The organism is Mycobacterium sp. MS1601 (assembly GCF_001984215.1).
GTDB lineage: Bacteria > Actinomycetota > Actinomycetes > Mycobacteriales > Mycobacteriaceae > Mycobacterium.
Genome location: NZ_CP019420.1, coordinates 5,397,896 through 5,413,642, shown reverse-complemented (window position 1 = coordinate 5,413,642; position 15,747 = coordinate 5,397,896). Strand labels below are relative to the sequence as shown.

Annotated in this window: 17 protein-coding genes and 1 pseudogene; 1 reads left to right on the top strand and 17 read right to left on the bottom strand. The window is 66.2% G+C overall.

The window, feature by feature from the left end; translation table 11 throughout:
• Positions 1–135: 135 nt before the first annotated feature.
• From nuoE to BVC93_RS25810, 14 genes and pseudogenes are all read right to left on the bottom strand, one after another.
• Positions 136–612: pseudogene (gene nuoE, locus BVC93_RS34190) on the bottom strand (NADH-quinone oxidoreductase subunit NuoE); the annotation flags it as partial.
• On the bottom strand, positions 609–1,979 hold the full coding sequence (gene nuoD / locus BVC93_RS25870) for an NADH dehydrogenase (quinone) subunit D (RefSeq protein WP_083739929.1): 1,371 nt from the start codon (positions 1,977–1,979) through the stop codon (positions 609–611). The gene nuoD and the pseudogene nuoE, both read right to left, overlap by 4 nt.
• Complete coding sequence (locus tag BVC93_RS25865; protein ID WP_236950122.1) at positions 1,976–2,602, bottom strand: NADH-quinone oxidoreductase subunit C; 627 nt, start codon at positions 2,600–2,602, stop codon at positions 1,976–1,978. Before BVC93_RS25865 ends, nuoD begins: the two co-directional genes overlap by 4 nt.
• On the bottom strand, positions 2,599–3,153 hold the full coding sequence (locus BVC93_RS25860; protein WP_068916040.1) for a NuoB/complex I 20 kDa subunit family protein: 555 nt from the start codon (positions 3,151–3,153) through the stop codon (positions 2,599–2,601). The genes BVC93_RS25865 and BVC93_RS25860 overlap by 4 nt, the downstream gene beginning before the upstream one ends.
• Positions 3,144–3,503, bottom strand: coding sequence for an NADH-quinone oxidoreductase subunit A (locus BVC93_RS25855; RefSeq protein WP_083739928.1), 360 nt, complete (start codon positions 3,501–3,503; stop codon positions 3,144–3,146). Before BVC93_RS25855 ends, BVC93_RS25860 begins: the two co-directional genes overlap by 10 nt.
• Before the next feature lie 136 nt (positions 3,504–3,639).
• Positions 3,640–4,479 carry a hypothetical protein gene (locus BVC93_RS25850; protein ID WP_083741344.1) on the bottom strand — a complete coding sequence of 280 codons (840 nt, stop codon included), beginning with the start codon at positions 4,477–4,479 and terminating at the stop codon, positions 3,640–3,642.
• On the bottom strand, positions 4,476–5,663 hold the full coding sequence (locus tag BVC93_RS25845; protein WP_083739927.1) for an NHL repeat-containing protein: 1,188 nt from the start codon (positions 5,661–5,663) through the stop codon (positions 4,476–4,478). The genes BVC93_RS25850 and BVC93_RS25845 overlap by 4 nt, the downstream gene beginning before the upstream one ends.
• Positions 5,660–6,529 (bottom strand): NifU family protein, encoded by an 870-nt coding sequence (locus BVC93_RS25840; protein ID WP_083739926.1) that lies wholly within the window; start codon positions 6,527–6,529, stop codon positions 5,660–5,662. Before BVC93_RS25840 ends, BVC93_RS25845 begins: the two co-directional genes overlap by 4 nt.
• Positions 6,526–7,782 carry a hypothetical protein gene (locus BVC93_RS25835; RefSeq protein WP_442929105.1) on the bottom strand — a complete coding sequence of 419 codons (1,257 nt, stop codon included), beginning with the start codon at positions 7,780–7,782 and terminating at the stop codon, positions 6,526–6,528. The genes BVC93_RS25840 and BVC93_RS25835 overlap by 4 nt, the downstream gene beginning before the upstream one ends.
• A gap of 5 nt (positions 7,783–7,787) precedes the next feature.
• Positions 7,788–8,033 carry a hypothetical protein gene (locus BVC93_RS25830; protein ID WP_083741343.1) on the bottom strand — a complete coding sequence of 82 codons (246 nt, stop codon included), beginning with the start codon at positions 8,031–8,033 and terminating at the stop codon, positions 7,788–7,790.
• 5 nt (positions 8,034–8,038) lie between these two features.
• Positions 8,039–8,812, bottom strand: coding sequence for a hydrogenase maturation protease (locus BVC93_RS25825; RefSeq protein WP_083741342.1), 774 nt, complete (start codon positions 8,810–8,812; stop codon positions 8,039–8,041).
• Positions 8,813–8,874: 62 nt separating this feature from the next.
• Positions 8,875–10,482 (bottom strand): nickel-dependent hydrogenase large subunit, encoded by a 1,608-nt coding sequence (locus BVC93_RS25820; RefSeq protein WP_083739924.1) that lies wholly within the window; start codon positions 10,480–10,482, stop codon positions 8,875–8,877.
• 46 nt (positions 10,483–10,528) lie between these two features.
• Positions 10,529–11,500 carry a hydrogenase gene (locus BVC93_RS25815; RefSeq protein ID WP_083739923.1) on the bottom strand — a complete coding sequence of 324 codons (972 nt, stop codon included), beginning with the start codon at positions 11,498–11,500 and terminating at the stop codon, positions 10,529–10,531.
• A gap of 84 nt (positions 11,501–11,584) precedes the next feature.
• A complete protein-coding gene (locus BVC93_RS25810) occupies positions 11,585–12,148 on the bottom strand; it encodes a DUF1641 domain-containing protein (protein ID WP_083739922.1) in 564 nt (187 codons plus the stop codon).
• 267 nt (positions 12,149–12,415) lie between these two features.
• Between BVC93_RS25810 and BVC93_RS25805 the strand changes: the two genes are divergently transcribed.
• On the top strand, positions 12,416–13,477 hold the full coding sequence (locus BVC93_RS25805; RefSeq protein ID WP_083739921.1) for an AraC family transcriptional regulator: 1,062 nt from the start codon (positions 12,416–12,418) through the stop codon (positions 13,475–13,477).
• 2 nt (positions 13,478–13,479) lie between these two features.
• Here the strand turns inward: BVC93_RS25805 and BVC93_RS25800 are convergent, their stop codons facing one another.
• The 3 genes from BVC93_RS25800 to BVC93_RS25790 are packed head-to-tail and all read right to left on the bottom strand — an operon-like array spanning position 13,480 to position 15,745.
• The gene (locus BVC93_RS25800) at positions 13,480–14,385 is read right to left on the bottom strand and encodes a LysR family transcriptional regulator (RefSeq protein ID WP_083739920.1); all 906 of its coding nucleotides are present in this window, start codon (positions 14,383–14,385) and stop codon (positions 13,480–13,482) included.
• Positions 14,382–15,323 carry a CbbX protein gene (gene cbbX / locus BVC93_RS25795; RefSeq protein WP_236950121.1) on the bottom strand — a complete coding sequence of 314 codons (942 nt, stop codon included), beginning with the start codon at positions 15,321–15,323 and terminating at the stop codon, positions 14,382–14,384. The genes BVC93_RS25800 and cbbX overlap by 4 nt, the downstream gene beginning before the upstream one ends.
• The gene (locus BVC93_RS25790; protein ID WP_083739919.1) at positions 15,320–15,745 is read right to left on the bottom strand and encodes a ribulose bisphosphate carboxylase small subunit; all 426 of its coding nucleotides are present in this window, start codon (positions 15,743–15,745) and stop codon (positions 15,320–15,322) included. The genes cbbX and BVC93_RS25790 overlap by 4 nt, the downstream gene beginning before the upstream one ends.
• Positions 15,746–15,747: the final 2 nt, after the last annotated feature.

The window sequence follows — 15,747 nt, the reverse complement described above, 5'->3', positions numbered from 1 at the left end:
CCAGGGCGCGGCAGGTGGTGGTGAAGGTGGGTAGTGGGGTGCCGCGGGTGGGGTGTTGGGGGTGGGGGTGCGTAGTGAGTTGGCGAGTGTGGTTGCTGTGGTGGGGGTTTGGTTGTCGTAGAACTGCCAGTTGACCATGATGACGGGTGCGTAGTCGCAGGCGGCGTTGCACTCGAGGTGTTCCAGCGTGACCGCACCGTCACCGGTGGTCTCGCCCGGGCCGATGCCGAGATGCTCCTCGAGGGTGGCCAGGATGGCATCGCCGCCCATCACGGCGCACAGGGTGTTGGTGCACACCCCGACCAGATACGTTCCGGTGGGAGTGCGTCGGTACATCGAGTAGAACGTCGCCACCGCCGACACCTCGGCGTCGGTGAGGTTCAGCTGAGCGGCGCAGAAGCGGATGCCTGCGGTGCTGACGTACCCGTCCTCGGCCTGCACCAGGTGCAGCAGCGGCAGCAACGCCGAACGCCGGTGCGGATACTTACCCAGGATGGTGGCGGCGTCGGCGGCCAGGCGGGTCTCGACGTCGGCCGGGTAGGCGGCGGGTCCGTGCAGGGGCGGTCCGGGTTCGTCGGGGCGTGGACCCAGCGCGAGATCGACCAGGGTCATCTGTCGACGCCTCCCATGACGGGATCGATGGAGGCCACCGCGGAGATGACGTCGGCGACCATGCCGCCTTCACACATGGCGGCGACGGCCTGCAGGTTGGTGAACGACGGGTCGCGGTAGTGCGCCCGATACGGGCGGGTGCCGCCGTCGGAGACCATGTGCACACCCAACTCACCGCGCGGCGACTCGACAGCGACATAGCACTGCCCGGGTGGGACCCGGAAACCCTCGGTGACGATCTTGAAGTGGTGGATCAGGCCTTCCATGGAGCGACCCATGATCTTGGCGATGTGATCCGGGCTGTTGCCCAGGCCGTCGGGCCCCAGCTCCAGATCGGCGGGCCAGGCGAGTTTCTTGTCGGTGATCATCACCGGGGCCCCGGCCAGGCCTTCGAGCCGCGCGACGCACTGGGACACGATGCGCAGCGATTCGGCCATCTCGTCGACCCGGATCACATAGCGGCCGTAGCAGTCGCAGGCGTCGTCGGTGATGACGTCGAACTCGTAGTCCTGGTATCCGCAGTAGGGCTGTGTCTTGCGCAGATCATGGGGTAGGCCGGTGGAGCGCAGTACCGGGCCGGTGATCCCCAGGGCCATGCATCCGGTCAGGTCGAGGTAGCCGATGTCGACGGTGCGGGCCTTCCAGATGGGGTTGTCCCGCAGCAGGGCCGACAGCTGCGCCAACCGGCCCGGCAGGATGTCCAGGAGGTGTTTGACGCGGTCGAGGCCGTCGTCGGGGAGATCGGCGGCCACGCCGCCGGGGCGGATGTAGGCGTGGTTCATCCGCAGGCCGGTGATGGCTTCGAAGACGGTGAGGATTTCTTCGCGTTCGCGGAAGCCGTAGAACATCGCTGACATGGCGCCCAGTTCCATGCCGCCGGTGGCCAGGGCCACCAGATGCGAGGAGATGCGGTTGAGTTCCATCAGCATCACCCGGATCACCGAGGCGCGTTCGGGGATGTCGTCGGTGACCCCCAGCAGGTGTTCGACGCCCAGGCAGTAGGCGGTTTCGTTGAAGAACGGCGATAGATAGTCCATGCGGGTGACGAAGGTGACGCCCTGGGTCCAGGTGCGGTACTCCAGGTTCTTCTCGATGCCGGTGTGTAGGTAGCCGATACCGCAGCGGGCCTGGGTGACGGTTTCGCCTTCGATCTCCAGGATCAGGCGCAGCACCCCGTGGGTGGACGGGTGTTGGGGGCCCATGTTGACCACGAGTCGTTCCCCGGCGTCGCCGCCGGCGCGGGCGGCGGTGACGATCTCCTCCCAGTCCTGCCCGCCCAGGGTGATGACGCGTTCGGCGGGTTCGGTGAGCGGCGTTGTTCCGCGAGCACGAGACCCGGCGTCGACGGAACCGGCGGTGTCGGTCATGTGTAGGACCTCCGCTGATCCGGTGGTGCGATGGTGGCGCCGTGGTACTGCACCGGCACCCCACCCAGGGGGTAGTCCTTGCGCTGCGGATGCCCGATCCAGTCATCGGGCATCTCGATGCGGGTCAACGCGGGATGGCCGTCGAAGATGATGCCGAAGAAGTCGTAGGTCTCACGTTCATGCCAGTCCACCGTGGGATACACCGAAAACAGCGACGGCACATGCGGATCAGCATCCGGACACGCGACCTCGAGCTGCAGACGCCGATTGTGAGTAATCGACATCAACGGATAGAACGCCCGCAACTCCCGCCCAGCATCCTGCGGGTAATGCACCCCCGACACCCCGGCACACAACTCGAAACGCAACGCCGGATCATCACGCAGCACCCGGGCCACGGACACCAGGTGTTCCCGTACCACATGCAGGGTCAACTGGCCGGCGTGTACCGTCACCCTCTCGACCGCCGGCAACTCCCCCAGGCACAACTCCAGCGAATCAACCACCGTATCGAAGTAGCCACCAAAGGGGCGAGAACTGCTGACAGGCGTCCTCTTTCGCGGTAACAGTCGCCCGTAACCGGACGTATCGCCGGACCCCCGCACCCCGAACATGCCCGTCATCGCAGCAACCCGGTCAGTTCGATGGTGGGTCTGGCGTTCAGGGCCGCTTTCTCGGCTGCGGCCACCACCTCATCGCGATGCACCCCCAACGGCATCTCGGCGATCTTGGCGTGCAGCGTGAGGATCGCGTGCAACAGCATCTCCGGCCGTGGTGGGCACCCGGGGAGGTAGATGTCGACGGGCACCACGTGATCGACGCCCTGGACGATCGCGTAGTTGTTGAACATCCCGCCGGACGATGCGCAAACGCCCATGGCCAGAACCCATTTGGGCTCGGCCATCTGGTCGTAGACCTGCCGCAACACCGGGGCCATCTTCTGCGACACCCGCCCGGCCACGATCATCAGATCCGCCTGCCGCGGCGTCGCCGAAAACCGCTCCATGCCGAACCGGGCAATGTCGAAACGCGGCCCCGCGGTCGCCATCATCTCGATGGCACAGCACGCGAGCCCGAACGTCGCCGGCCACAGCGACCCCTTACGCACAAAACCGGCCACCTTCTCCACCGTCGAGAGCAGGATCCCGCCAGGCAACTGTTCTTCTAATCCCATTCCAGACCACCTCGCCGCCATACGTAGGCATAGGCCACAAACACCGTCGCCATAAAGAGCAGCATCTCCACCAGGGCGAACATCCCCAGCTGATCGAAGGACACCGCCCACGGATACAAAAAGACAATCTCGATGTCGAAAACGATGAACAGCATCGCCGTCAGATAGAACTTCACCGGAAACCGCGCCGCACCCATGGGCTGGCGAGCCGGTTCGATCCCGCACTCGTAGGCCTCCAACTTGGCCCGGTTGAACCGGCGCGGCCCAACCACCAGCGCGATCCCCACCGACACAGAAGCGAACGCCGCGGCAATGGCACCGAGAACCAGGATCGGTAGATAGACACCCATCCTGGCTCCCATCGATGGCGTAGATGACTGTGGCGCAGAGCTTCTCAGCTCGTGCCCTATGTCTACGCTCGGCAGCGCTGCGGTTGGACCCCGTTATGGGGGAGAAAGCAGGTGAGGAGACGGGGGATCTTCGATGTCAGCGCGGAAACAGCCCGACCAGGCCCGGATCGAAGGTGGCCCTGGCGGATACCGATGCTGCCACGGCGGCAACCACCACCGCGGCATGGTGTTCGTAACCTTTGGGGAAGACGATCTCGGCGCTGTCAGGGCCATCCCGATGAGCCATCAGCCAGTCGTAGAGCAGCCAATCGAGGGCGCACGTAACGGCCATCGGATCAGCACCGGCGGCGCCTGCCGCGTCGGTCACCCGCTGCAGCTCCGCGATGTGCTCGGCCCGTGCGGCTTCTTTGTTCACTCCGGAGCTGTCGAACATCATCATCGACAGGGTGAGCGGAAGGCGTTGTCCTGCTTCGGTGCGCACCACCCACCGACCTCCGAGCCAGGGCCGCTCGGAATCCACCTGGCACATCTCACCGAAGCCTCCCACCACCCCCAGCGTCGGCTGGTCCAGCATTCCGTCGAGCGGCGCGGGGCCCAGCAGTCCCAGTGGCCGGCGAGCGCAGATAGAAAACAGCGCCGCGGTGCCGATGATCTTGCCGGCCCGCAGGTCTGCGCGAACTCCGGTACGTCCCAGCGCCGAGGCATACTCGAAGCACAACCTGTCCAGTGTGCGGTGCAGATCCAGCAGGTCGTCGCGCTCCTCTGCCCCGCTGGGGCCTCGTCCCCCACCCAGAATCTCACCGAACCGTGCAGCGGCGATGATCAGCGCGTCGTCGAGTGCCTCGAGATGGGTGGCCACCAGGCGGTCCGGCTCGTCGTCGTCATCCACCAGCGCAGACAACGACGTCGGCGATCCCGACACCGTGGTCCAGTAGAAGCCGATCTGCCCGTCGGTCTGCACAATTCGTGGCCTCAACCCGACCGCCGCCAAATCATCACCCGGTTGTTCCCCGAGTCGGCCACTGCCAGCCGCTCCCCACACAGCGAGAGTCCGTAGGGCCAGCACAGGGTGTCGCGTTGTACGGAGGTCCATCGGTTCTCGCCGTTGGCGGCGAACGACGGTTGCGCCAACACGTGGTCAGCGGCACGACCGTCGACGGGCAGTTCATCCCACAGCAAGATCCGGTTGTTGGCGGTGTCCGCGATGGCCAGGCGATCCGCGTCGAAGCCGATGGCGTACGGGAACCGGAACCGGTCCCCGGTGTGCGGGCCGTAGGGCCATTCCTGCACGGTCTGGAAATCCGGCTGTCCCAGCAGAATGTCGGCGGGGCTGTCCTGGTCGGGTTGTGGTGACCATCCCAACATCCGGTGATCGCCGGCGTCGGCGATCAGCAGAAGATCATCGCGGCCGGCGATGCCGTGCGGCCACCGGAAGCTCGCCGGGCCTGCCGTGCCGCCCCGATTCTCGTCCCGCGAAGCAGCGTCCACCTGTCCCAGCAGAATGTCGGCAGGCTGCCCGGGGCACGGAATACCGTTGCGCCAACCGAGAACCCGTCGGTTGCCGGTATCCGCCACCCAGAACGTGCCGCCCACCATGGCGATACCGAAAGGCCAGTACAAAGTCGATGTCGAACAGTCCATGCCCCGGTTGGGCTCGACTGCAGATGCATCGGGCTGTCCGAGAATCACGTCTGGCGCGCGATCGCTGGCGGTAGGCACGCTGTCCCAGATCAGGATCCGGTGGTGCCAGGCGTCGGCGACCACCAACCGGCCCTCGTGGATCAACACCCCGGTGGGCAGGTTCATCCCTCGCTCGGGGCCACGGCCACCGGCGGCCCGCCCTTCAGTGCTGCCGTCGGGCTGCCCCAGCACCACATCGGCGGGCTGCTCATCATCAGAGGGAATGCCGTGCCACACCAACACCCGGTGATTTCCCGAGTCGGCCACCACCACGTGATGGTCGTCGAGAAAGACCCCGCGTGGTGAGTACATCCACGCCATCGTCGGCGAAGCCGGCGGGAGCGCCAGGCCCCCCGGTGCCGGGGCACCCAGCCAGACCTCCGGAGCCCAGCCACCACTGACGTCCACGAGGCCAGGACCCGCCGTGGGCGCAGACAGGACAGCCCCACCGATGCTGTGCCGGACGGTGTACCGGCTCATGCCTGCACGCGAACCCAGACCTCGCCGCCGTCGATCCGCAGCGGCAACTGCTCCAACTGCGCTCCTGGCGCGCTGAGGCACTCCCCCGACCCGGCATCGAAGCAGAAGCCGTGCCACGGACAGGTCAGCGTTCCATTCTCGACGTCGAGGATGGCATTGTCCAAAGGCAGTGCCTCATGGGCACATTCGTTACGGTAGGCCGACAGGCGGTTCTCGATGCTGACGATGATCACCTCGGCGCCCTGGGCGTGCGACACGGTGAGAGCGCCATCGGCGATCTCGGCAGCCGAACCCAGCCTGGCCCAGCCGTCGTCGGGGCGGCCGATCCTCAAGGATTCCAGCGGTATCAACGTGGGCGAGGGTTCATTCGGCAACACCTCGACGGCGGTGATCGCGGGCACCCCCTCGATCAGTGCGCTCTCCACCAGGTTGCGCAGGGTCACCGACGACATGGAGCAGCCGTTGCAGGCTCCTTCCAGCCGGACGGAGGCAGTGCCGTCCTGGACACGGACCAGGGTCACGTCCCCTCCGTGGCTCTGCAGTTGCGGCCGTACCGCCGTGAGTACCTGGTTGGCGTGTGTCACGGGATCGGGCCGGATGATCTCGTGCAGCGACAACAGCAGGTGGACGACGGGGTCGTCAACCAAGTCGAAGAGCACAGCGCGGGTGGCCGGGTCCTCGCGCAGCCGACGCACGATGGTGACCAGCCCAGCGCGATGCACCGCCTCAACCGCAGCCTTGACCTCATCGGCCACCGCCCGCGACGCCGGATCCAGCCCGGCCAGTGCGGTCACCGCGTCGTCGACCCGCTGCGCCAGTCCCTCGAAATCGTCAACTGCAGGCCGTGATTCGGCGGTGGCGGTCACGCCGGTGCCCCGTCCTCGCCAGTACGCAGCATGGCCTGCTGGCGGGCGATCTCGTCCAGGACACCGCGCACGGCACGCACCGAATCGTGGTCGCCCTGCTCTTCGAACAGATACCGGGCGTCGTAGAGTTTGGCCTTGGCCTGATCGAACACCCCCAGATGGGCCAGCGCGTTGCCCTGGTTGGCCAGCACCCGGGCGCGGCCCATCGGGTCGGTGTCCCGGTGGCGGGCCTCTAGCACCGCTTCGTACAGTTCCACGGCCTCCACCAGGTTGTCGGCCTGGTGGTTGGACGGAGTGTAGACCAGCGAGTTCGCCAGATTGAGCTGCACGCTGGCCCACTGCTGCGGGTACTGCTCGCGGGTGTAGACCTTCAACGCCGAGCGCAGCGACTGCGCCGCCACCCCGAGTCGGAGCTGACCAGAGGCCTCGACCATCGGCATCGTCAGATAGGCGGTGGCCAGGTTGGCGTGTGCGGATGCCCACAGCAGCGGCGCCTCTTCGCGGAGCACCAGCTGTAGCGCCGAATGGTAATGGGGAACGGCCTTGTTCAACAGCTCGGGGCGGGCACCCGCGTGCTCGTGTAGCAATCCGGCGAGGCTCAGGTGCAGCTCGGCACGGCTGATCCTGAGCCCGTCGGCAGGACTCAGCACACGCAACGCCTGCTCGAAGCGCTGTTCGGCGGAGGAGTCGCCGACGTCGCGGCAGATGGAGGCTGCCGCTCCGAGCAGCACACCCTGCAACGCGGTGGAGTCACGGCCGGCCACCGCCGCTGCCCGATCCAACAGAGCCAGCGTCGCACCTGGATCCCCGCAATCCAATGTGTGGCTCGCCTGGGCCGACAGCACCACCGCCTCCAGCTCACCGTCTGCCGAACCCAGCTCCGGTGGTGTGTCCACCCGCCCCAGCGCGAACAGCACCACGTCCACCAGGACACCGAATTCGCCGAGCAGACACCGCAGTTCGTCGGGATTGTCGCCGTCGGGGTCGAGAACGAACCGGTTGTACCGGCTCACCGGGTCGGTGCCGGTCATGACGGCCAGCGCTGCGTCGCGATCACCGGCCAGCGCGTGCGCGTGCCCCGCCAGCACGCTCGGCCACGTCGACGGTTCCCGGCCGGCCAGCAGCGCAGTCCGGGCTTCTTCGGTCTCGGCGTCGGCGGGAATCAGCAGATATCCCAGCGGCAGCGGAAAGGCGCCCAGAGGTTGAGGTCGCACAGCCAGTTTCAGATCGGAATCGGCATGCAGGGCGGTCATCTTCGTCATCCGTTCAGGGGTCCACGCAGGTCGCGCTCGGCGGCCCGCTTGATCAGCCGGGCCGACAGCTCGGCCCTCGCCTGGGTGGCATGGGTGTCGATCCGTTTGCGCACCACACCGTCGGCGAAGACGACCACGATCTCGACAGCCCACCTGCCGCGTTCGGGAACCACCACCGTCTGCACGTCGAGGGCTTCGTCAGCAGAGGTGTGTTTGTTGACGCGTGTCTTGGGCCGGGCCTCCTCAGTCATCAACATCACCGGTTCGGCTCCAGCGGAACCCGCAAAGCGCCCTGCTCATCGTCCCAGAATGCCGCACATCTGCCGGTCGGGTGGTGGTCTGCCAGAACCTCCCAGATCAGCAGGCACCGATCGCCTGCCGGCGTGCGTTGTTTGAGCAGCAACCCGCCACTGCGGGGCCCACGCAACGGAATCAACCACAGTTGACCGTCGCGCACCATCGCCACCAGGGCGTCGGACGGGAATCGCGCGGCGGCTAGGTCTGCGTCCAGGCGCAGGTAGCCATCGGTGGTGAATTCGACCTCAGCTTCTCGCTGGGCCCGGGGCCGCAGCGGCGCAAGGTAATCGGTTTCGATGTGCCCGATCACGTCCTCCATGGCGGCCCGCACGGGTTCGGACAGTTCGGCGCCCAGTTCCACCCCGGCAGCCTCGATCAAGTACACGGTGATGTCGGTTGGGCAGTCGTCCCCCAATGCCCATCGGGCGAACGCGATGGCATGGTCCCACCGGAAGGAGTGGCTGTGCAGTCCCTGCAGCGGCGGCAGTTCGGCGAGCTCCGCGCCGGGCACCTTGAAGATGGTGCCCGGCTGCCGCCGGTCGGCATCTCTGGGCAGGTAGGCGTCGACGATCACCACCTGACGGGCGCCACGCATCTGGAATGCCACGTCCATACCGGCTGTGCCACCGTCCACCAGGCGAGCTCCATCGGGGACACCACGCTCCCACAGGTGACGCACCAGCACCGGGCCGACACCGTCATCGCCGCGGAGCAGATTGCCGCATCCGACCACCAGCACCGCGCAGCCGGGCGGCTCGAGATCCACCGGCGGTTGCGCAGGGCTGCTGTCCAGGCTCATACCATTCCGTTGATCACGAACTGCGACAGTTGTTTTCCGGTCTTGCCGTCGTAGGCGTGCACCGTGCACACCAGGCAGGAGTCGAAACTGCGGGCCACGTGGCCGAGTTCCACCGGGTCCTCGGGGTCGACGATCGGTGAACCCACCAGCGCCTGCTCGATGGGGCCCAGCACCTGGTCACCGTCACGCGGTCCGATGTTCCAGGCCGTCGGGGTGATCACCTGGTAGTTCTTGATCTTGTTGTCCTCGATGACAATCCAGTCGGCCAGTGACCCGCGGGCTGCCTCGGTGGCCCCGAAGCCCTTGCCTTCGGCGTACTCGGTGGGCTTGGTGTAGAAGCTCTCCTTGAGGTTCAGTTGATCGAGCCAGCCGCGCACCCACTGGTAGTACTTGGGAGCTTCGTGCATGCGGGCCAACTGGCGCACCAGCACGCTCGGGCCGATCTTGGCCATGATGTCGACGAACAACGGGTCGTTGTCCTGGTGCGCAGCTGCGCCCGGGCCACCTGCGGTCATCCGACGCGCCAGCGGGCCTGCTTCCAAGGGGATATGGCCCAGATCGCCGACGGCGTACCGCGGGGACTTGGCCCAGCTGTACTTGCCCTGCTTCTTACCCACCTCAGGGTCGATCGGGATGGTCTCACCCTCGAACGGGTGTAGTGGGCGCGACCCCTCGTAGAACGAATGAGTGGTGTCCTCGCGGACGTTGGCCTGGTCGAACTCGTACCACTGGCCCTGCGCGTAGACGCCGGAGCGGCCGATCAGCGCGGCATTGCGTCCGTCGATGGTGGGGTTTTCGTACAGCGTCGGATCGAAGTAGGTGCCGGTGGCGATGTAGTTGCCCACACCCTGGCCGTACCTGTCGAGACCGACGTCCAGGCAGTAGCGGATGAAAAAGCCGCAGTCGCTGTTGTACTGCGACTCGTTCTCGTCGACCCACTCCAGGATGTCTTCCCAGGTCTTGTTCTCCAGCCAGCGCTCGACACTGCAGCCCAGCCACTGCTTCTCGAGCCAGTTGTCCTTCCAGTGCTCGAGGATGGCGATGGAACGGGTGACATCGGAGAGTGTGGGCGCGCTCATCACGCCGCCGGGCACCATGAAACTCGAATGCGGCCACTGCCCGCCGAAGATGGCGTACACCTCGACCGGCTTGGCCGAAAGGACCACGCCCGGTTGGTAACTGGTGCCGACATAGGGCGCGAACCTGCGCACCGCCTCGTCGTACAGCTTGGATTTGGCGTAGTTCTTGTTGGTCAAGTCGATGGCGAACAGTGCGTAGAAGTAACGCGGGATCGACTGCAGGGTCTCGGCAGCCTGGCAGATGTTGCGGATCAGCGTGGCATTGTGCGGCATGTGGGTGCGCCAGGCGGTGTCCAGCGCGTACGCCGATTTGTAGAGGTGGCTGCCGCCGCAGATGCCGCAGATGCGCGGACAGACGATGAGACCGGCCTGGGGGTCCTTGCCCCGCAAGATGATCTCGAATCCGCGGAACATCGCCGCTTCGGTCCAGGCCGAGGTGACAACGCCGTCGTCGATCGTGACGCGGACGTCGAGGTCACCCTCGACGCGCCCCAGCGGGCTGACGTAGAGGTCTAACGAGGTCATGAAAAATCCTCTCGGATGTCGGGAGTCGGTGGCGGGGGGCTGACCGCTACACCACGAACATGTCTTCTTTCGACCACTGCGGTGCGGCGATGCGGGCAGCCGCCGCATGCGCCATGTACGTCAGATGGTCTGAACCCTCCGGGACTTCCTTGGGGATCATGCCGCTGACCTTCTGGGTCTTGAACACCGTGCCCGGCGCCAAGTCGAAGTGCGGGAACTCAGGTTCTGTGCAGCCCAGGCAGGGCATCCCGGCCCGAGTCTTCGAAGACTGCCGGTTCCACAGGATGCGGTTGCACGGCGAGTGGGTCATCGGACCGCGGCAGCCGAACTCATAGAACAAGCAACCGGTGCGGGTGCCTTCCCCGAACGACATGGTGGACTGCTTGTATTCGAAGAATTGCACTCGGGTGCAACCGGTTTGGGTGAACGTCTTGAAGAACGTCTCGGGCCGGTGCAGGTCGTCGAGGGTGATGTCGCCGGCGCGGCCGGTGGCCAGGGCCACCAGGATCTGGGTGATCCAGTCCGGATGTGCGGGGCAGCCGGGAATGTTGATCACCGGCAGCCCCATCTTGGAGCGAAAATCCGGCCCCAGGTAGCCGCCGCGGTCGCGGCGGTGGAACTGCAGACCGGTGGATCCCGACGGGTTGGGCTCCATGGCGGGGATGCCCCCGAAGCAGGCGCAGTCACCGATGGCTACCACGATCTGTGCCGCGGCAGCCAGATCGTCGACCCAGTCCTTCATCGGCCGGTCGGCGAAGATGTCCATGCGACCGGTGCCGTTGGGCGCCTCGATGACGGTGCCCTCGAAGACGAAGATGTCCAGCGGCCGCTCACCGCTCACGCAGTCCCAGAAGACCTTCTGGGCGTTCTGGCCGAGTTCGAGACCCAGCGATGGATGCCAGAGGAGATCGAGCCCGAAATCGACCACCAGGTCGACGACGTTGGGTTCCTCGGCATTCAGGAACGACATCGTGTTACCACTGCATGCCCCTCCTTGGAACCATAAAACGGAAGCCATCGGGACTCCTCTCGGAAACGCGGATTCGAATCAGGGCTCGAACCGCAATTTATGTGGGCTGAATCGAGGAACTGGCGAAATGATTTATTCGGGTAATTGGCGGCCGAATGCCCGCGCCACCTGAATGAGGAATCCGAGACCTCGGTTGATGTCTTTGTCCTTGCTCACCCGCCACAATCCGAAAAGTCCTTTGGGGCCTCCCGGATCGGCGTCGGCGGCGGCCTTGCCGTCCACCAGCGCCTGGCCCAGTTCGGCCAGCACATCTGCTGCCTGCGGGTCCACCAGTGGTGAGTGCAACAGCTTGTTCATCACCGGCGTCACGTCCATCAGCGATTTCGACAGCGACGCCAGGTTGACTGCCAGCGACCGCACGTCGATGGTGCGCAGCTCGTTCCTGGCTTCGTCGAATCCGGGGAGGTTCGCGGTGAACGACGCCGCGGGACCGCGTAGCTCGTCCACCGCCGAGGACAGCGATTCACTGATCTCGTCGCCGCGGCGGATCATGCCGTCGAGACCGGCGACCAGGATGGCCAACAGGTCGGCATGGTCCAGCAGGGAGTTCAGCGATGCGGCGATCGCGGGGTCGTCGAGTCGCTCGCGAAGTCGGTCCGCCGGCGAGATCTCGACCACATGACCGTTTGCCACCATGCGTCCTCCTGCGATGTGTCGGGCGGGGCTGTGCCCGGGCCGGCAACTCTCGGTTGGGGCTGCGAGAGGTTGTGGCCGCAATCACAAACTAGCGATCAGTTTGCGGCATGCCTATCGCTTTCGCGCAGTAGCTGTCAGAATTGCGAAGACCTGAGCGCGCTGGTGCGCGCCCCGACCTCAGGACACTTGCGTGTTCGCCACGGATTACTTAGGGGATGCTTCATTGTTGTTCGCGCTGTTTGCGGGCCCTGTCGACGCCCTGGCGCGATGTCGAGACTGACCCGTCTCGGCTACATCGACGTCCGTCGTACCACCAAGCCGGTACGACGCAAGGTTCGTTCACGTGGCGTTCCGCCTGCGTTGGCCAACAACGAGATCTTCTACACGGAGAACCCCGGCGAAGCGTCGCGACTGATCGCCAAAGCACTGGCCCCGTTGACCCTCAGCGTCGCCCCCGAGGCCTCCGAAGGGTTTGCTGCGACCATGCACGGCATCCGGCTGCGCAACGTCAGCATGCTGTATTTGGATCTCCACGTAGCTGCCACGATGGACGTTCCCGCCCTCGGTCAGTACTTCGCGGTGCACATGCCGATGAACGGCCGCGCCGTGGTCCAACACCGCGGCCGCACCTTCGAAGCCAACACCCTGCGCGCGCTGGTCACCACGCCCGGGGTACCGCTGCGGATCAAGTTCGACCACGACTCACCACAACTGCTGATCCGAATCGAGGAACGCGCCATGGCGGCGCACCTGACCCGCCTGCTGGGGCGCAGCTTGAACCGGCCGCTGGAGTTCGACCCGGAATTCGACCTGGCCACCGAGGCGGCAATGCGCTGGCATACCGCCGTGCAGCTGATCCACACCGAGGTGTTTCATCCCGGCTCGCTGATCCAGCGTGGTCAGGGCATCGGGGCGGTCGAGGAGCTGGTGATGAGCAGCCTCCTGCAGCTGCAACCGTCGAACTATCACGACGAGTTCCTACAGCCGCCGCAGCCCGATCAGCGTCGCGCCGTGGTGCAGAACGCCATGAACTACATCGACAGCAGGCTCGCCGAACGCATCACCATGACCGCCATCGCCAAAGCGGTGCACATGAGTGTGCGGTCCATCCAGCAGGGGTTTCGCGAGGAGCTGGGCATCACGCCGATGACCTACGTGCGGGAGCGCCGGCTCGAGCGGGTGCACGAAGAGCTGACCGACGCCATCCCCTCGGACGGAGTAACGGTGACGGCCGTGGCCGAGCGCTGGGGTTTCCACCATCTGGGTAGCTTCGCTGTCGAGTACCGCAAGCGCTGGGGTGAGGCGCCGTCGGAGACACTGCGCCGCTGACGTCACGAAGCGCGGGTACGCACCTGTGTCACCTGGCGCCAACCCAGGGACTTCTGCGAGAGCAGGTGCTCGATCAACAGTTCCGTGGACATCGTGGGCCTCGGCTGGCTCACCACGTGCCAGGGCCGGTTCAGCGGTGTCCCCGGCACCGGCAGTTCGAGCAGGACACCGGACTCCAGCTCCCGACTGACTGCCTGGCGTGACACCAGCGTCACCCCCAGACCGGCGATGGCCGCCGAGACCACCGCGCCATGTGAGCCCAGCACCAGCTGTGGCGGCGTCACGTCGAGTTCCTCCAGCAGCGCGGACAACGTCGAGCGGGTGCCGGATCCCGGTTCGCGCAGCAGCCAGGTGGCGGTCGCCACCGCGAACCGCGCCGCGACATCGGGGGTGCCGACCACGATCAAGTCGTTGGGCCGCGTGGCACGCACCCGCACCTTGCGGCGAAGTTCCTCCGGCGGGCGACCGGCCACCACCAGGTCCACCTCGTGGCGGGCGAGCATGGGCCACACCGCATTCCGCGACGCGACCTCCAGATGCAGGACCACGCCGGGATGCTGGGCGCGGAAGGTCGCCAGGGCGGCCGGGATCAGCAGCTCCCCCGCCGACGTCACCGCCGCCAGCCGCACCGAGCCGTTCTCCGGGTCGGCCTCCCCGCGGGCGGCCAGGATCGCCTCGTCATGCAGGCCCAGGATCGAGCGGGCGTATTCCACGTACCGTTCACCGGCCGGGGTCAGCTTGACCCCGCGGCCGTGCCGGTCCACCAGCGCGATACCGATCTCGGTGCTCAGCGCGCGCAGCGCCGAAGAGATCGAGGACTCCGTCACCACCAGCCGTTCGGCGGCGCCTCGCACCGACCCTGTGTCGGCCAGTTCCACCAGGGCGCGCAGCCGTGCGTTCGTCGTCATTGCGCCTCCTTGTCGAACACCCGGCTGGCCAGTAGATCTTCGGCCTCGATGGTCGTCAATTCCGACACCCCGACAGACGTCACCGAGCCGTCGAGCAGCCGCCGAGCATGACGCAGCCGGGCCCGTTCCACTGCGTTTCGGACGCTGCGCGCGTTGGCGAAAAACGGCTGTTCACGGCGTCGGCGCAGGTACTCACCGAAGACCACACGGGCGTCGTCGGAGAACTGGTAGCCCAATCCGTCGACCATCAACGCGGCGATGTCCTCCAGCTCGGCTGCGGTGTAGTCGGGGAACGTGATGTGGTGGGCCACGCGGCTCTGCATGCCCGGGTTGGCGGAGAAGAACTGGTCCATCTTGTCGGCGTATCCGGCGAGGATCACCACCAGGTCGTCGCGATTGTTCTCCATCACCTGCAGCAGGATCTCGATGGCCTCACCGCCGTAGTCACGTTCGTTCTCGACCTTGTAGAGGTAGTAGGCCTCGTCGATGAACAGCACTCCGCCCATCGCCCGCTTGATCACATCCTTGGTCTTGGGCGCGGTGTGCCCGACGTACTCTCCCACCAAGTCGTCCCGGGTGACACTGACCAGGTGCCCGCGCCGCAGATAGCCGAGCCGGTGCAGCAGATCGGCCATCCGGGTGGCGACCGTGGTCTTACCCGTGCCGGGGTTGCCGGTGAAGCACATGTGCAGAGTCGGTTGCGGCGCGGTCAGGCCGAACCGGGCCCGCATCCGGTCCACCAGCAGCAGCGCGGCGATCTCGGCGATCCGGGTTTTGACCGGCACCAACCCGATCAGTTCCCGGTCCAGTGTCTCGAGCACCTCGTCGACGCCGGACTCCTCCCGCATCAACACCAGATCCACTCTGGCGTCGGGCGGGAGGAGCTCGGGCCGGGCCTCGGGCTCGGGGGGCCGCACCCCGAAGGCCGCGCGGGTCACGGGGTCACGTAACGCTGCCCCGAAGGCAGATCGGTCGCATACGCGTGGGTGGTGTAGCCGATCTGCCGGTTGGCCCGCTCGGCCCGGTCCAACCGGAAGCCCGGCTCGGTGGCTGGTCGGTTGACGATGAACGACAGCGCGGTGGTCTGCCTACCGAGGCTGGCGTCGTAGGCGTTGAGCCGGATGTAGTGATCCGGATGTGCGGCCCGACAGGCGTTCACCTCCAGCAGCACGCCCGCCGGATCCAGCAGGTCGAACATCGGCAGGCCCCACATCTCCCAGTAGATGTTGCGCGGGTGGGGGTCGTCGGTGAACTCGACCGACAGCGGCCAGCCGTTGGACAGCGCATAGTCGATCTGCTTGGTGATCTCGTCGTCGGTGAAGTCGGGCAGGTAGGAGAACGTGCCCTGGGTGATGCGCATGG